Here is a 14642-nt window from a genome sequence, read left to right on the forward strand (position 1 = left end):
GACATCAACGAGCGCGGTCACTGACGACCGGGGCGCCTCTTCCCGCGCAGCCGGTCCATGTGGCTCATGGCCTCGCGCTGGGTGTCCTGCACGACGTGCGTGTACACGTCCATGGTGATGCTGATCCGGGAGTGCCCCAAGATCTCCCTCACGACGCGGGTGAAGGACCGGTGGAGGTTCCGCGGCTCGACCGGGCGCCCGGTGCGGGTGGTGAAGACGTGGTCCGACTCCCGTCAGGTCTCCCCCGCTCTCCCCCGCTCTCGCCCGAGCCGCCACCTGCCGCATCCGGTGCCGACGCCGTTGGGGTTCCGTTTGCGCTGATGGGCCATTAGGTCACCGCCTCCGGTTCGTCGGCGGGGGGCCTGGACGTAGGCCTCGTCGTCGGTCACCCCTGGTCGTGCTTCTGGACGGGGACGGCGTACACCAGCAAGTTCCGCTGGTATCCGCCGCGTTCGCGGTCGTACGGGGGTGCGCAGGTGACCAGGGTCAGGACCGGCCGTCCGTGGCGCCGGAACACCTCGTCGGGGAGCCTGTCCTTGTCGACCACCTCGCGGGCCGTCACCTTGTACCTGACGGGGGGCGCGCCCTCGCGGGCTACGGTGGCGTCGTCGCCCTTGCGGACCTCGTACAGCTTGGCGAAAGCGCCCAGGTCGCCGGTGCGGTCGTCCACATGGCCGACGAGGACGGCGGATCCGGCGGGGGCGCCCGGCGCGGGGCCGTAGCGGTACCAGCCGGCCTGCCCCACGCTGTCGGGGATCTCCGCCGTTCCGTCGTCCTTGACGCCGACGTCCTGGAGCCGGGCGTCCAGAGAGACCCGTGGGATGCGCAGCGCCGTCGGCTCGGGTGCGGGGCCGGACGCGTTCTCCCTCTCGCCCGGTCCCCTGTCATGGCCCCCGAACGAGGGCCCGGCCGTGGGCTCCTGGGCCTGCGGCCGGATGCCGAAGTCCGACGGCACCGAGGCTCCGGACGGCCACAGCGACCGGAGCAGCAGCACCGCCAGGACGACGGCGACCACCGCGGCGGCCCCGACGGCCGCCGCGGAGGGCCGCCCGCCCCTGGGGGAGGAAGGCATGGCCGTCAGTCGCTCCGGGTGTGCCGGCGGCGGGCGGCCAGCAGACCGGCGACCGCGACGGCACCCGTGGTGCCCCAGGCGAGCCAGACGGTGGCGGACTCGTTGTCGGTGGCCATCGCGCCGCTCTCACCGGCGTCCACACCGCGCGGCGCGGAGTCCATGCCGCTGATCGTCTGCGTCTTCAGCGCGAGGTTCTCGTCCTCGGCGCTGCCCCAGGCGTAGACGACCGTGCCGGCGCCCTCGGCGAGGTCGAGGTCGGCGGGGCCGATGACCACGGTGTCGGTCCCGGCCAGGACGACATCGGCGCTCACCGTGCCGGCGGGCACCTCGAGCGACTTCTCGTTCGGGTTGGTCAGGCCCTCGATGACCGGTTCGCCGTTCGCACGGACGTCCACGGCGGGTGCCGCGGCCACGTGACGGACGGTCAGCCGTGACTGACCGGCCGGGACCTTGGAGGTGTCGTTGACGAACGCGGTGAGCACGGGGGTGCCCTGCGCGTCGAGGTGGGCCGCGAGCGTGGCGTTCGCCCCGGCCGGGATCTCGACGCTCTTCTGGATGGCGGGATCGCCACCGGGGCCCTCGCCATCGGCGAAGACTTCGATGTCGTAGGTGCCCGGGTCCAGGGACTGGGGTTCGGTCAGGGTGCCGGGCTCGAAGTCGGGAAGCAGTTCCTTCCCGTTGGCGTACACGTCGACGGTGAGGCCCGGAACGCCGTGGAAGACGGACACGGACGCCTTGCCGTCCTCCTGCGCCGTACCGCCCGCGGAGGCGGGGACGGCCACGGCGAGGGACAGTGCGCAGGCACTGGCGGTGGCGGCGGCGATCTTCCTGCTGCGCGAGTTCGTCATCGGAACTCCCTTCGTGGGGGTGCCCCGGTCACACATGGGGCCCGGCTTCCGGAGGAGCGGCTTCTCGGACTGCGTCACGCGGTGAGTTCTTCGATCGGGTGTCCAGCGATCCCTCACTGGCGTCCCGCGACCGTCGTGCTGTCGCACGCGGCCGCGGTCGGTGTCACGGGTGCTGTCGGGGGTGGTGCCACTGGTGGTGTCGGCTGTGCTGTGGGAAGTGAGGGCGGGCTGCCCGGGCGGGTCCTTGAACGGAGCCCGGTACTTTCGATCCCGGCCGCCGCGGGGCGACGCGGACGCTCTTCATCGAGCGGCCTGCTTCCTGTGACGCCCGATCCAGTGTGGGGTGCCCTGCGAAAGTTCGCCACTTATGCCCCACACGCCCCATCGGGAAGCGGCACGCCGACCCGGCCGGCCCCGCCCGGGACCCGGACCCGGCGGATGGCCCGACCCCTGGGCGAGGCCCGCGGCTGGAGCCGTTGAACCCTCGGCGGCGTCGACGGAGACGCGACGCGCGTCACGCGACACGCGTCACGCGAAAAATTTTCGACCGACTCCGCACGGCCTTGAGCGGGAGGGGTGGCCGGCGTTCTTCACCGGTACGGAAACCCTGCCCCGGCGGACCGTGGACGTGCCTGCCAGGGACGGGGCAGCCGGGGTGGCACTCGTCGTCGATCTGCCGGCTTGTCCGCCTCAGGCCGTCTGCCCCCTGGCCGAAGTGCGCCGACACCGGACATCGCGGAAAGTGGAAGCCAGGAAGGGAGCGTTCCATGAGTTGCTGGTGTGGACACGGCCCCTGGCACCACGCGGGTGTGGACACGGCCCCTGGCACCCCTGTGTCCACACCCGTACCCGCCGCCCCATGACCACTGTCCGGCACCCCGTCCTTGCGCACCGCCGCCGGAGCCTCGCGTCCGCGCCGCAGACGCGGAGGGAAACAGGGACCGCCTGCGACAACTCCAGGACGAGATCGCCGGGTTCCGGCGGGACGTGGAGGAGCCGAGACGCCGGTCCAGCAAGCCGAGGCAGTGACCGTTGCTCGTAGTGGTGGCGTGCCACGTCACTCGGGGAGGGCCACCACCGCGGCGACCGACCTGTATGACATCTCAAGAAAGCAGGCCCTCTCATGGCAGCCACGCCCGTCATGCAACTGCCAGTCATCAGCGAATGCGCAGCCGAGAACTGTGCCTACAACCAAGACCACACCTGCCACGCCGCGGCGATCACCGTGGGTGACGTCAGCACCCCCGTCTGTGAGACGTTCGTGAGCGCGGACATGGAGGGAGGAGAGCCGTCCGTCACCGGCCGGGTCGGCGCGTGCAAGATGGCCGACTGCCGACACAACACCGGGCTGGAGTGCCACGCCCCGTCCATCACCGTCGGTTACGAGCACGAGCAAGTCGACTGCCTCACCTACGCGCGGGCCTGAGCGGCACGGGCCTGAGCGACGGTCGCAGCCATCGCGAACTGCCAGGGTTGCCGTACAGCAGCGAAGCACAGCGCCCCGGCAGCCGTTCCGGTCCGGCAGCACCCGTCGGAAGCCAAGCGCACGGGCCCGGCGCAGTCACAGATCGCGTGGGTGGTCGCTGGGGGCGAAACCGTACGCCGCGCGGAAGCCCCGGTACGGCGCGAAGCGACTGCGGCCGGCCACCCGGGCCAGGTCGTCGGCGGCGATGTTCTCGGCGAATCGTCGCCTCAGCGGACCGCACCCGGTCGTCGGCCTCCGGATCCTGTCCCGCGGCCGTACCGCTACGCAGGGTCCGCCGATGCCCGCTGCAGCGATACCGCTCCGGGCCGGTGTCCGGTCCGGTCGCCGACGTCGCCCTCCACGTGCCGCTCACGGCAGCCGGGACACATCGGCACGGGCTCCGGTACACCGCTGTCCGCCTTCACCGGCCCGGATCGTCGTCCTCGTGGCCGAAGTCGGGGATTTACGGGCCGGCGAGGTCTGGACAGCATTATATCTGCATCCGCGGGGTGAGAATTTCACGGAACCGTGCAGGCAGTTTCCTTGCAGTAACGGCCGGAGCAGAATTATTCCGCGCACACGGACCGCCGCAACGTGCTACTGTCGGTCTCAGTTGCAGTTGTGGTTCCCGAATTCCAAGTTCTTCCCAGTCGGCCTCCGTGCCACGGGAAGCGCCTTTTGGCACCGGTCTTTTTCCGGGCGGGGTGATCATCGCGGCGACACGGCGTCCGCACCGTGCGGATGCCGACTCACTGCCCCGAAGGAGACAAGACATGGCTACCGGCACCGTGAAGTGGTTCAACGCGGAAAAGGGCTTCGGCTTCATCGAGCAGGACGGTGGCGGCGCCGACGTGTTCGCCCACTACTCGAACATCGCCGCCCAGGGCTTCCGCGAACTGCTCGAAGGCCAGAAGGTGAGCTTCGACATCGCGCAGGGCCAGAAGGGCCCGACGGCCGAGAACATCGTTCCCGCCTGACGTCGGCGCGCACTGTACAGCTGGGGCCCGCATCCTTCGGGGTGCGGGCCCCAGCTGCACGCACGTCCCGTAGGGGTTTCACCTGCGGGACGACTGCGGGGAATCCACGGACTCACGCACACGGATTCCCTTTCGGGGATGCCGACGCATCTCCCCTCAATCACATTTTGGCGCACGATTTGTTTTCGTGCCCCACTCGGCCCGTTCTTGCAATTCTCCATGCTGCGCACTGCTGCGGGAATTCCTTGACATGTGCCGCATCAAGGAAGGTCCCGCATGAACCGCACACGCACGAACGACCGCTTCGCCCGCACTCGGAACGGCAGCACCGCCCCCGGGAAGAACGGCAAACGGTTCGGCTCGTCGTCCTCGGGCCGCTCCGGCGGACCGGTTCGTTCCCACGGTCACGGCCGCCGCCCCGCCGCCTCGCAGGGTGAGTTCGCCCTCCCGAAGACGATCACCCCGGCGCTGCCCGCCGCGGCGAGCTTCGCCGATCTCGACATGCCCACGGAGCTGCTGGCCGCGCTCGACTCACAGGGCGTGACCGCACCGTTCCCGATCCAGGCCGCGACGCTGCCGAACTCCCTCGCCGGCCGGGACGTCCTCGGCCGGGGGCGCACCGGTTCCGGCAAGACCCTCGCCTTCGGGCTGGCCCTGTTGGCCCGTACGGCCGGGCAGCGCGCCGAGGCCGGGCAGCCGCTGGGGCTGGTCCTCGTACCGACGCGTGAGCTGGCGCAGCAGGTCACCGACGCGCTCACGCCGTACGCCCGCTCCGTGAAGCTGCGCCTGGCGACGGTCGTAGGAGGGATGCCGATCAGCAGGCAGGCCGGCGCGCTGCGCCGCGGCGCCGAGATCGTCGTCGCCACCCCCGGACGCCTCAAGGACCTCATCGAACGCGGCGACTGTCGACTGGACCAGGTCGTGGTCACCGTCCTCGACGAGGCGGACCAGATGGCCGACATGGGCTTCATGCCGCAGGTCACCGCCCTGCTCGACCAGGTTCGTCCTCAGGGTCAGCGCATGCTGTTCTCCGCCACTCTCGACCGCAACGTCGATCTGCTCGTGCGCCGCTACCTGAGCGACCCCGTCGTGCACTCCGTCGATCCGTCGGCCGCCGCGGTCACGACGATGGAGCACCATGTGCTCCACGTCCACGGCGCCGACAAACACGCGGCCGTCACCGAGATCGCCGCACGCGACGGCCGCGTGATCATGTTCCTGGACACCAAGCACGCCGTCGACCGCCTCACCGAGCACCTCCTGAACAGCGGGGTGCGGGCCGCCTCCCTCCACGGGGGCAAGTCGCAGCCGCAGCGCACCCGTACGCTGACGCAATTCAAGAACGGACACGTCAACGTGCTGGTGGCGACCAACGTCGCCGCGCGCGGCATTCACGTCGACAGCCTCGACCTGGTCGTCAACGTCGACCCCCCGACCGACCACAAGGACTACCTCCACCGCGGCGGCCGCACGGCCCGCGCCGGCGAGTCCGGCAGCGTCGTCACCCTGGTCACCCCGAACCAGCGCCGTGCCATGACCCGTCTCATGGCACTGGCCGGTATCGTCCCGCACACCACCCAGGTCCGCGCGGGCGCGGAGGCCCTGCACCGCATCACCGGCGCCCAGGCCCCCTCCGGCATCCCGGTCGTCATCACCGCACCGGTGGCCGAACGCCCCAAGCGCGGCGCCCCCTCACGCGGTCGGCGCCGCCCCGCCTCGACGACCCGGCGCGCGCCCGCACGACGGTCCGTCTCCGACGCGGCCTAGAACCGTCTTGATCAGGAAACTGACACATCTCTGCAGGAGGCACCTCTTGACGCTGGTCCAGATGCATTCCCGCTCAACCAGCACCAACACCGTGCCCAGGACGGTCGCCGATGCCATGGACCCGGCCGGGCCTCAGGTCTGGGACACCATGACCGTCGAGGTGGCGCTGTCCGTCATGGCCGCCGCCCGCACGGGTCACCTCGTCGTCTGTGACGAGGACGGCCAGTACACCGGCCTGGTCACCCAGGCCCGGCTCACCGCCGTGCGGGACGGTTTCGGATACACCGACCGGCTCCGCCTGCGCGACATCTCCGACAACGACGGACCCTTCGCCTCACCGCTGACCACGGTGGCCGAAGCCGAGCACGTGATGCGCCACCGGCGGCTCGGGGCCCTGCCCGTGGTCGACGAGCACGGCAACGCCCTGGGCGTCGTCGCCCTCTCCCGCTGAACCGCCCCACCACGGTCGGCCCCTTCCCTTCCCCTGGTGAGGCGTCGTGCGTGGTGTCTGAGACTCGGTGGCCGGCCTGATCGGCTGCCGGCCGCGGGCCCGGTGGGCCGCCGCCCGCCGTGCGGGTGCGGGTCAGGCGTCCGTCTTGTGGCTGGACCCGGTCTCACCGCGTCGCAGTTCTTCGTTGATGCGCCGGGCTTCTTCCAGTTGGTCTTCCAGGATGATGATGCGGCAGGCCGCCTCGATGGCGGTGCCCTGGTCGACCATCTCCCGGGCGCGGGCGGCGATGCGCAGCTGATACCGGGAGTAGCGGCGGTGGCCGCCCTCGGAGCGCAGGGGCGTGATCAATCGGGCCTCACCGAGGGCCCGCAGGAAGGCGGGCGTGGTACCGAGCATCTCCGCCGCTCGTCCCATGGTGTAAGCGGGGTAGTCGTCGTCGTCGATCCGGTCGAGCGGTGTGTCTGTGGTCATCTGCACCTCTGATGGGGAATGCGTCGAGGGGCCTTGGTGCCGTACGGCACCAAGGCCCCGAGGGATTTGTAACACCATCGACCGGACTTCTACGATACCGGCCTGCTGTTTCCGCACCGGCCCCCGACGGGGGGCGGAGAGTGCGGGGATCGCGGATGCGTGACCGTGGGACCACCTTCCGTTCCGGGGCCTGCGGTACCCGGGCGGACCCTTCCTGCCCGGGCGATCCTGATGGCGTCCTCCTCCTTCTCTCTTCCTTCTGACGAACCTCTCACTCCTGCGTACTGTCGGCAGCCCTCCTGTGGCCACCGGGCCCGGCGATCAGCGGGGGGACCCGAAACCCTCTTTGGCCCCACCACTCCACCGCCGTGCCAGAACCTCTTTCTCCGTGCGGGCAGTTCGTGTCTGCCACGCCTCACTGACTTCCTGGCTACAACAGACAAGCTAACCTCATCGCGCGTGCATGTCTACAGCAGTCACGACAGATTTCAGCCCGTGCGAGTGAAAGGTCCTCCGCCAGCACCCGTGTGCCGCAGCCGCTCGGTTTCGGCCGGGGCATGACGCGTCGGAACGGCGACCGCCCCCGTCGCACGGCCGCCGCGACGACGTCACCGGCTGCATCCCTGCCCTCGAGGCCGCGCCGGTCGCACGGCCGGCACGGCCGGCGTGCTGACACGGCGGGGCCGACAGGGGTCACGACCGACGCGTGCCACCGCCCCGTCCGTACCCCTGGGGCGAATCCGCTGGCCACCCCACGCCATAGGCGCACGACTCCGGGCTCCGCACCCGACGTCGGTCCGCCGAGCGCGCCTTTGCCGTCGCCCTGAAGCCAAGCCGGGCGGGCCCCTGCACGAGCTCGACGGTCGTCCTCGGGGAGGAGACCCGCCAGGACGGATCCGGCACACAGGAGGCCGGGAAGGCCTGCGAACACGCGAAAACCACTGAAGCGTGTTCGCAGGCTTTCCCGGGCCAGACGCACTCGAGGCAGCGTTCACCCGGGTCAGGGCCTTGACCTGAGAGAACTCCTCAAGCGGGTGTCGCGGGTTCGCATCCTGCCGAGACGTCGCATCCGAACCGGGGCAGGACGAACTGCGGGAGATGGCCGAGAAGTTCGGCTTCAAAGAGGACGTCCACTCCGACGACTTCGGCGACCTGCTCGCCACCGGGAGCCTCTGCCCCGAGAACCTCGACGTGCCCGGTACCGCGCTCACCGGCATGGGACAGGGCGGCCTCGCCAGCACGCCGATGCAGATGGCCATGGTCACCGCCGCGCCGGCCAACGACGGAAAGCTGAGGCAGCTCCCCCTGCGAGGGGCCCGGATACAACCTTCGCGGCCCGTCGTGAGTCAGAGACGCCGCGATGAGGTGAGGGCCTCCGCGTCACCGGACCACAGCAATGGCATACGATGCGCGCGCCCCTCATAAAGATCAGATAAGAGGATGTACACGTCATGGCAATCCGTGCCCCGCACCGTTCCCTTCGCGGCATATCCGCCGTTGTCGCCCTGCTCGCGATCGGCGCGGTGGGGTGCTCGGAGGTCTCCGACGCCGTCGACAGCGCCAAGGACGGCGCGAAGAAGGTGGCGCGTCAGCGCTCGGTGTTCTCGCTGGACGTCGGCGACTGCTACAACCCGAACGGCAAGGCCGAGGGGACGGCGTACGCCGTCGAGATCGTGCCCTGCGACGAGGCGCACGAGGGCCAGGTCGTCGGCGAGTTCGCGATCGACGAGGGCAAGGAGTACCCCGGCGACGACGGGGTCTCGGCGATCGCGGACGAGCGCTGCCCGGTCGAGGCGCAGAAGTACGCCCCGGACACCTGGGCGCTCCCCAAGGGCGTCAGCCTCTTCTACTACACCCCGACCAAGGAGAGCTGGGCGACGGGCGACCGCGCGGTGAGCTGCACCTACACCTCGGAGAAGGGCACGTTCAAGGGCTCGCTGGACACCGCGAAGTCCCTCAAGCCCGAGCAGACCACGTACCTCGAGGGTTCGAACGCGGTCTACGAGGCCCTGTGGGCGAACCAGCCCGAGAAGGACACCGTCGAGGACGACCTGGCCGGCTACAAGGCGCAGGCCAAGGCCGTCGCGGCCGCCCTCGACGCACACGTGAAGGGCCTGGAGGGCATCGAGGGCACCGAGGTCGGCAAGCTCCGCGCGACGCTGACGAAGGCGGCCGGGAACTGGAAGAAGGCCGCGAGCGCCGCCGACGCCGACGCGTTCTACGTCGCCTACGACCCGGCGTTCGACGGCATCGACCCGAACGAGTCGGTCGCCGCCCGCAAGGAACTGGGCCTGGCCACCACCGTTCCGGCCGACGAGGCCGAGGTCTGGGCGGGCTGACGCCCCGTCGGGTGAGCGGGGCCGTGTCCGTCGAGGACCCGGCCCCGCTTCCCGGGACCCGTCCGGTCCCGACGCCGCCGGGGAGGGGGTCCGCCCCTCGTTGGCCGCATCCGGCTCCGGGTTCGAATCCTGCCGCGGGCACAGGGAAAAGGGCCGGCTCAGGAGGGGTTTCCTCCCGGGCCGGCCCTACCGCGTGCCGCAGTCGGTCACCTCCGGCCACCTGAAGCGCTCAGGCACGGACCCACAGCCATGAGCTCGGCGTCGTGTTCAGCTCCGGTCCCGCTCCACCGGGAGCCACAGCTCGGCATCGGCTTCGGTCCCGTCCGGGGACAGGCGGGTGCGCAGGATCTCGGGGCCGGGGCGGCTCCGGTACGGATTGGACGGGAACCACTGGGTGAACACGTCCCGCCACAGTTCCTGGATGGCCTGCGGCGCCGGTCCGGAGGTGGTGAAGACCGCCCAGGCGCCGGCCGGGACGGTAAGCGCCGTGGTGCCCTCGGGGGCGGCCGCTGACGTGATCACCCCGTGGTAGTAGTCGAGTTCGGTGCCCTCGGCGCGACTCGGGTCCAGATCGTCGCAGACCGCGACGATGCCCTGCGGCTCCTGGTCGGACAGCTCCTCCAGACGCTCCAGCACCCGCGGGTCGATCCCGCGGACGAAGTCGATGATCGCCTGGTTCGGTCCCGTGTGCACCAGCGGCACCCGGGCCTTGAGCCCGACGACGCTGAAGTTCGGCCTGTCCACTACGCGGTAACGCATGCTGCTGCTCCCTTCGACGGTGAGACGGAAGGCCAACCGGGGCTGGGAGACGAGCGCGGCACCGGTGCGCCGGGCCTCGCCCGGCCCGATGCCGTGCATGGCACGGAACGCCCGGGCGAACGCCTCGCCCGAGCCGTAGCCGTACCGCACCGCGATCTCCAGCAGCGACTCCTGCCCCGCGAGCACCTCGGCACCCGCGACAGTGAGCCGACGGCGCCGTACGTATTCCGACAGCGGCATGCCCGCGAGCGCGGAGAACATCCGACGCAGGTGGTACTCCGAGGTGGCCGTGATGCGCGCCAACTCGGTCACGTCGACCTCCTGGTCGAGGCGGTGTTCGATGTACTCCAGGCTCTGGTTGAGACGCTCCAGCACGTCCGGTCTCCTTCCCTACGACCACCACGCTAGGAAGCGGACCCTCTTCCCGACCCGACATCCTGTGCCCGATCAGATCGTGCACGGTCGGTCTCCGCTTTCCGCCACCGGGCACGACGTTCACACGGGCCGGACGCTTCGCTCGGTGGTCCAACCGCACACGTGCCGCCGAGGGCCCTCGACAAGGGCCGGGAGCCCGCAGACACTGACCGTCATGGGGGACAGCGCGGTGTGGGTCGCGGCTTTGACCGGCGGTACGGCCGTGTTCGCGAGCTGGGTGACCAACCTGGGGAACGTGCGAGCCGCCCGGGTCCAGGCCGAGGCTTCCGTGCAGGCCCAACACCGGGAACGGGTACGCGAGTCGCGGCGGGCCGCGTACCTGGAGGTGATGGAACACGCCCACGTCATCGGCGAGCTGTACCGGAGAGCCATGGACGCGTTCCACCGGATCGCCGATCCGGACCAGCAGTTGACGCGCTTGGAGGAACTGCGTTCGGAGCTGCGCGAGGCCCATGACCCCCTCATGCACAGCGTCCGTGTCGCCGTCCTGGAAGGACCGTCCCTCACCGCCGAAGCGGCTCAGGCCGTCCTGGACGCGGCATCGAGGACCAACCGGTGCCTGTGGCACATCACCTGCGGTGATGCGGACGCACGTTCCCGCTTCGGCGATGCTCAGACGGCCTACCTGCGGTGCCTGGAACGGTTCGTCGAAGTGGCACGGGCGTCGATGGAGGCGTCCTGATCGGGTGCTCCCGGTGGACATGACCGCAGCACTCACACGTGCCGGCACCCTGCCGGCTGGTCAGGGACGATCCGCGTTCATGGTCGAGCGCACCACAGGTGCACCGGATCGATCGGGGAACGGCGGGGGCACGGTGGGGAAAGACCGGCCCGGAGGGACGGCGGAGCCGCCGTTTGCCCAGCTCGGCTCCCCGGTCGGTCCCGACGCTCCGCGGCTTCCCCCGCTGAGAGCCTGGACCGGCTCCGCCCGGCGACCACCCGGCCGGCGTCTTGGCGGGGGCTGTTCACGGCAGATGCACAAGCGCCCGCGCCCCGCCGGCAGACTGCGGCCCATGAAGCAGCCCGACCGTCTGCCTCTGACCCCGCACCCCCTGCCCCCGCTCCGCGGCGACGAGTCGATCGTCGGCGTCCCGGACACAACCGTGGTCGACTTCCGGCGGTTCGCCCTGCCGGACCTGCGTATGAACAACACGTGCGGTCCGTTCGCCGAATTCCCGGTCCACCGGGCGGTCGGCTCCCACGAGCCCCGCGTGGAATTCGCTCCTCGGCGTCCGGTGCGTCACCCCTGTCCCACGACGTGACCGTGGGAACAGCTCGGCCGTCCCAGCCCGATCGGGTTCGAGGAGAAGCGCTACGCCGACCAGGCAGCGGCCGAACCAGTGAACCTGAAACCACGTCACCCCGCTCTGACCAGCCATGCAGCCACACTCGCGCGGCGGGGGAACCCCGGATCGTCACAGGCGACAAATCGGGATGTACCAGATATTCAGTAAGTCATGCTGCATGCTGAATCGTGCTGCGTCCAACCCCACTCGAGGCCTCTCCGGGCAGGGGTGGGTACGTGTGCGACCGACCGGAGGGCCATGTTCAGCCAGGAACGCAACCGTCAGACCTCTCACCCCCGCCGCGCCGTGCTCGGTGCCGGGATCGCCGCCGCGGGATCCGGCCTGCTCGCCGCCTGCTCGAACGGCACACCGGACCGCCGCGAGGGGGCTCCGGGCCCCGCGCATTCCGCCGCTCCGCAGGACGGCACGCAGGCACGGCCCGCGAAGACTCCGGGCCCCGAAGGGCCGACACGGGAACTGACCCTCACGGCCACCCCCGGCACGGCCGACCTGGGGGGCGGCCACACCGTCAGGACGTGGACGTACAACGACGAGCTGCCCGGCCGCGAGATCCGCATCACCGCAGGTGACACGCTCAAGCTGACCCTGAACAACCACCTGCCGGAAGCCACCACGATCCACTGGCACGGCATCGCCGTGCGCAACGACATGGACGGCGTGCCGCACGTGACGCAGCGGCCGATCACCACGGGCACGTCGTTCACGTACCGCTTCCACGTCCCGGACCCCGGCACGTACTGGTTCCACCCGCATCTGGGCCTGCAGCTCGACAGCGGCCTCTACGCGCCACTGATCGTGGACGACCCCCGTGAGCCCCTCTCCTACGACCGGGAGTGGGTCATCATGCTCGACGACTGGCTCGACGGGGTGAACGGCGCGACTCCGGAGGACGTGTTCGCGCAGCTCCGCAAGGGCAAACCCGCGATGGGGCACGGCCCGGGTCACGACGACGACCCCGACGCCCGTGACGAGCGGGAACGTGACAACCCGCCCTCCCACCCCCGGGGAGGGATCGACGTCGGACAGGGGCCGCCCCGGGGCCATACGCCGAGTCACCAGGACGACGACTCCTCGGCGCCGCACGGTGGCAAGGACACCTACCGGGTGATGAAGCACGCCGTCAGCAAACTGCTCGGCGGTCACGCGGGCAGCATCGACTACCCGCACTACCTGATCAACGGGCGGACCGCGGTCGACCCCGCGCAGTTCAAGGCCAAGCCCGGCGAACGCATCCGGCTGCGCATCATCAACGCGGCCGCCGAGACGGCGTTCCGGGTGGCGCTCGGGGACCACCGGCTCACCGTCACCCACAGCGACGGCTTTCCCGTGCAGCACCACGAGGTCGACTCGCTGCTCCTGGGCATGGCCGAGCGGTACGACGTGATCATCACCGTGAAGAGCGGGGTCTTCCCGTTCACCGCGCTCGCCGAGGGGAAGGGCGGGTCGGCGATGGCCGTCCTGCGCGCGGGCCACGGCGCCACGCCGAAACCGTCCGCGCGCCCGGCGGAGCTGAACCGGAACGTGCTGGTTTCGGCCGAACGGCTGCAGCCGCACGAATCCGTGGCCCTGGACCGGCGCAAACCCGACCGTCAGATCAAGCTCACCCTGACCGGCGGCATGAAGAAATTCGACTGGGGCATCGACCACAGGCCCTATTCGCCGGACCGCATCCACAGGATCGAACGCGGTGAGCGGGTGCGGTTGATCGTCTTCAACGGCACGGACATGTGGCATCCCGTCCATCTGCACGGCCACACCTACGGCCTGGCCGACACCGGCTCCCCCGGTGCCCGCAAGGACACGTCCGTGGTGCTGCCGCACCGCAAGCTGGTGGCCGATTTCGACGCGGACAACCCAGGACTGTGGATGCTGCACTGCCACAACGTCTACCACTCGGAGTCCGGGATGATGACGACGCTCGGCTACTAGGAGCCACGCCGCCGTCCCGTCGGGGGGGGCCGCGTCACCGGGCGAGACGGGTGCCGTCGCTCGGGGCGGACCCCACCGACGGCGGCGTGCACCAGCGCCCCTGTCCGGCCGTCGCGCCAGTCGGCGCGGCGGCCGGAGCGTGCTCGGACCGAACTCCCGAAGCGGGTTCCGCAGGTGCGGATCCTGCCCGGGACGCCAGGAGGAAGGCCGCCGTGCCCTCAGTCGGCGGCCTTGGCGATGATGCGGTCCATCTCCTCCCGGCCGAAGGCCCGCAGGGTCGTCGTACGGACGTTGCCCACTCCGCCGAGCTGCAGGAGCGCCGCGGTGGCGGTCTCGTCGTCGGGTGCCTCGACGATGGCCACGAGGTCGTACGAACCGATGGTCCAGTAGAGGTTCAGGAGCTTCGCCTGGAGCTTCTGCGCCGCTGCGGCGAAGGCCTCGGCACGCTTCGCGGTGTCCTTGTAGTGCCGGATCCCTTGATCGGTCCAGTTCAGCAAAGCGACATATGTCGGCATGGTCTTTCACCTTCTTGAGGGAACACATCGCGAGGTCAATCCTGGACATCACGACTGAAACCCGCACAAGGTGTGCGCCCGAACGAGCAGCGGCAGACGAAGAGGTCGTGCCGGGTCCCGCCGGGCCCGTGCCGGGGCCTGGGGGAAACCGAGGTCCGGACGTCGTCGGGGCCGCCGGCCTCCGGCCGGGGGCGAGTGCCGGTGAGCGGCCTCGGTGGGACGGTCGGGCACGCGCAGGTGCCCGTGCGACGCAAGGCGGCGCGTCGACGAACCGCCGTCCACAACCGATGTGTTGCCGTGTCACGGC

General features: G+C 70.4%; 13 protein-coding genes and 2 pseudogenes. 9 read left to right on the forward strand and 6 right to left on the reverse strand.

Features of this window, described 5'->3' with window-relative positions; genetic code table 11:
- Positions 1 to 17: 17 nt before the first annotated feature.
- From CP969_RS17340 to CP969_RS17350, 3 genes and pseudogenes are all read right to left on the reverse strand, one after another.
- Positions 18 to 297, reverse strand: a pseudogene (locus CP969_RS17340) (site-specific integrase); the annotation flags it as partial.
- 88 nt (positions 298 to 385) lie between these two features.
- A complete protein-coding gene (locus CP969_RS17345) occupies positions 386 to 1072 on the reverse strand; it encodes a class F sortase (RefSeq protein ID WP_016825813.1) in 687 nt (228 codons plus the stop codon).
- A 5-nt stretch (positions 1073 to 1077) separates the two neighbouring features.
- Complete coding sequence (locus CP969_RS17350; RefSeq protein WP_016825812.1) at positions 1078 to 1920, reverse strand: DUF4397 domain-containing protein; 843 nt, start codon at positions 1918 to 1920, stop codon at positions 1078 to 1080.
- Positions 1921 to 3043: 1123 nt separating this feature from the next.
- Between CP969_RS17350 and CP969_RS17355 the strand changes: the two genes are divergently transcribed.
- The 4 genes from CP969_RS17355 (at position 3044) to CP969_RS17375 (ending at position 6580) form a co-directional block, all read left to right on the forward strand.
- Complete coding sequence (locus tag CP969_RS17355; protein WP_208868488.1) at positions 3044 to 3346, forward strand: DUF1540 domain-containing protein; 303 nt, start codon at positions 3044 to 3046, stop codon at positions 3344 to 3346.
- Between the two features lie 812 nt (positions 3347 to 4158).
- The gene (locus tag CP969_RS17365; RefSeq protein ID WP_004986771.1) at positions 4159 to 4362 is read left to right on the forward strand and encodes a cold-shock protein; all 204 of its coding nucleotides are present in this window, start codon (positions 4159 to 4161) and stop codon (positions 4360 to 4362) included.
- 276 nt (positions 4363 to 4638) lie between these two features.
- Positions 4639 to 6129, forward strand: coding sequence for a DEAD/DEAH box helicase (locus tag CP969_RS17370; protein WP_016825811.1), 1491 nt, complete (start codon positions 4639 to 4641; stop codon positions 6127 to 6129).
- A gap of 46 nt (positions 6130 to 6175) precedes the next feature.
- The gene (locus tag CP969_RS17375; RefSeq protein ID WP_016825810.1) at positions 6176 to 6580 is read left to right on the forward strand and encodes a CBS domain-containing protein; all 405 of its coding nucleotides are present in this window, start codon (positions 6176 to 6178) and stop codon (positions 6578 to 6580) included.
- Between the two features lie 132 nt (positions 6581 to 6712).
- Here the strand turns inward: CP969_RS17375 and CP969_RS17380 are convergent, their stop codons facing one another.
- Positions 6713 to 7051 carry a MerR family transcriptional regulator gene (locus CP969_RS17380; RefSeq protein ID WP_016825809.1) on the reverse strand — a complete coding sequence of 113 codons (339 nt, stop codon included), beginning with the start codon at positions 7049 to 7051 and terminating at the stop codon, positions 6713 to 6715.
- Between the two features lie 1059 nt (positions 7052 to 8110).
- Between CP969_RS17380 and CP969_RS33860 the strand changes: the two are divergent.
- A pseudogene (locus CP969_RS33860) lies at positions 8111 to 8350 on the forward strand (penicillin-binding transpeptidase domain-containing protein); the annotation flags it as partial.
- A gap of 152 nt (positions 8351 to 8502) precedes the next feature.
- Entirely contained in the window at positions 8503 to 9390 is an 888-nt protein-coding gene (locus CP969_RS17390) for a septum formation family protein (protein ID WP_016825807.1), read from the forward strand.
- 267 nt (positions 9391 to 9657) lie between these two features.
- On the opposite strand, the gene CP969_RS17395 is transcribed toward CP969_RS17390, so the two are convergent.
- A complete protein-coding gene (locus CP969_RS17395) occupies positions 9658 to 10524 on the reverse strand; it encodes an AraC family transcriptional regulator (protein WP_016825806.1) in 867 nt (288 codons plus the stop codon).
- Positions 10525 to 10738: 214 nt separating this feature from the next.
- On the opposite strand from CP969_RS17395, the gene CP969_RS17400 reads away from it, so the two are divergent.
- From CP969_RS17400 to CP969_RS17410, 3 genes are all read left to right on the forward strand, one after another.
- Positions 10739 to 11266 carry a hypothetical protein gene (locus CP969_RS17400; protein WP_016825805.1) on the forward strand — a complete coding sequence of 176 codons (528 nt, stop codon included), beginning with the start codon at positions 10739 to 10741 and terminating at the stop codon, positions 11264 to 11266.
- Positions 11267 to 11597: 331 nt separating this feature from the next.
- Positions 11598 to 11846, forward strand: coding sequence for a hypothetical protein (locus tag CP969_RS17405; protein ID WP_144055265.1), 249 nt, complete (start codon positions 11598 to 11600; stop codon positions 11844 to 11846).
- 282 nt (positions 11847 to 12128) lie between these two features.
- Positions 12129 to 13820 carry a multicopper oxidase family protein gene (locus tag CP969_RS17410; protein WP_016825803.1) on the forward strand — a complete coding sequence of 564 codons (1692 nt, stop codon included), beginning with the start codon at positions 12129 to 12131 and terminating at the stop codon, positions 13818 to 13820.
- A 218-nt stretch (positions 13821 to 14038) separates the two neighbouring features.
- Here the strand turns inward: CP969_RS17410 and CP969_RS17415 are convergent, their stop codons facing one another.
- Positions 14039 to 14335, reverse strand: a complete 297-nt coding sequence (locus tag CP969_RS17415; protein ID WP_026085103.1) for a GYD domain-containing protein — start codon at positions 14333 to 14335, stop codon at positions 14039 to 14041.
- Positions 14336 to 14642 lie beyond the last annotated feature (307 nt).

It is taken from the genome of Streptomyces viridosporus T7A, from assembly GCF_008704515.1.
GTDB lineage: Bacteria > Actinomycetota > Actinomycetes > Streptomycetales > Streptomycetaceae > Streptomyces > Streptomyces viridosporus.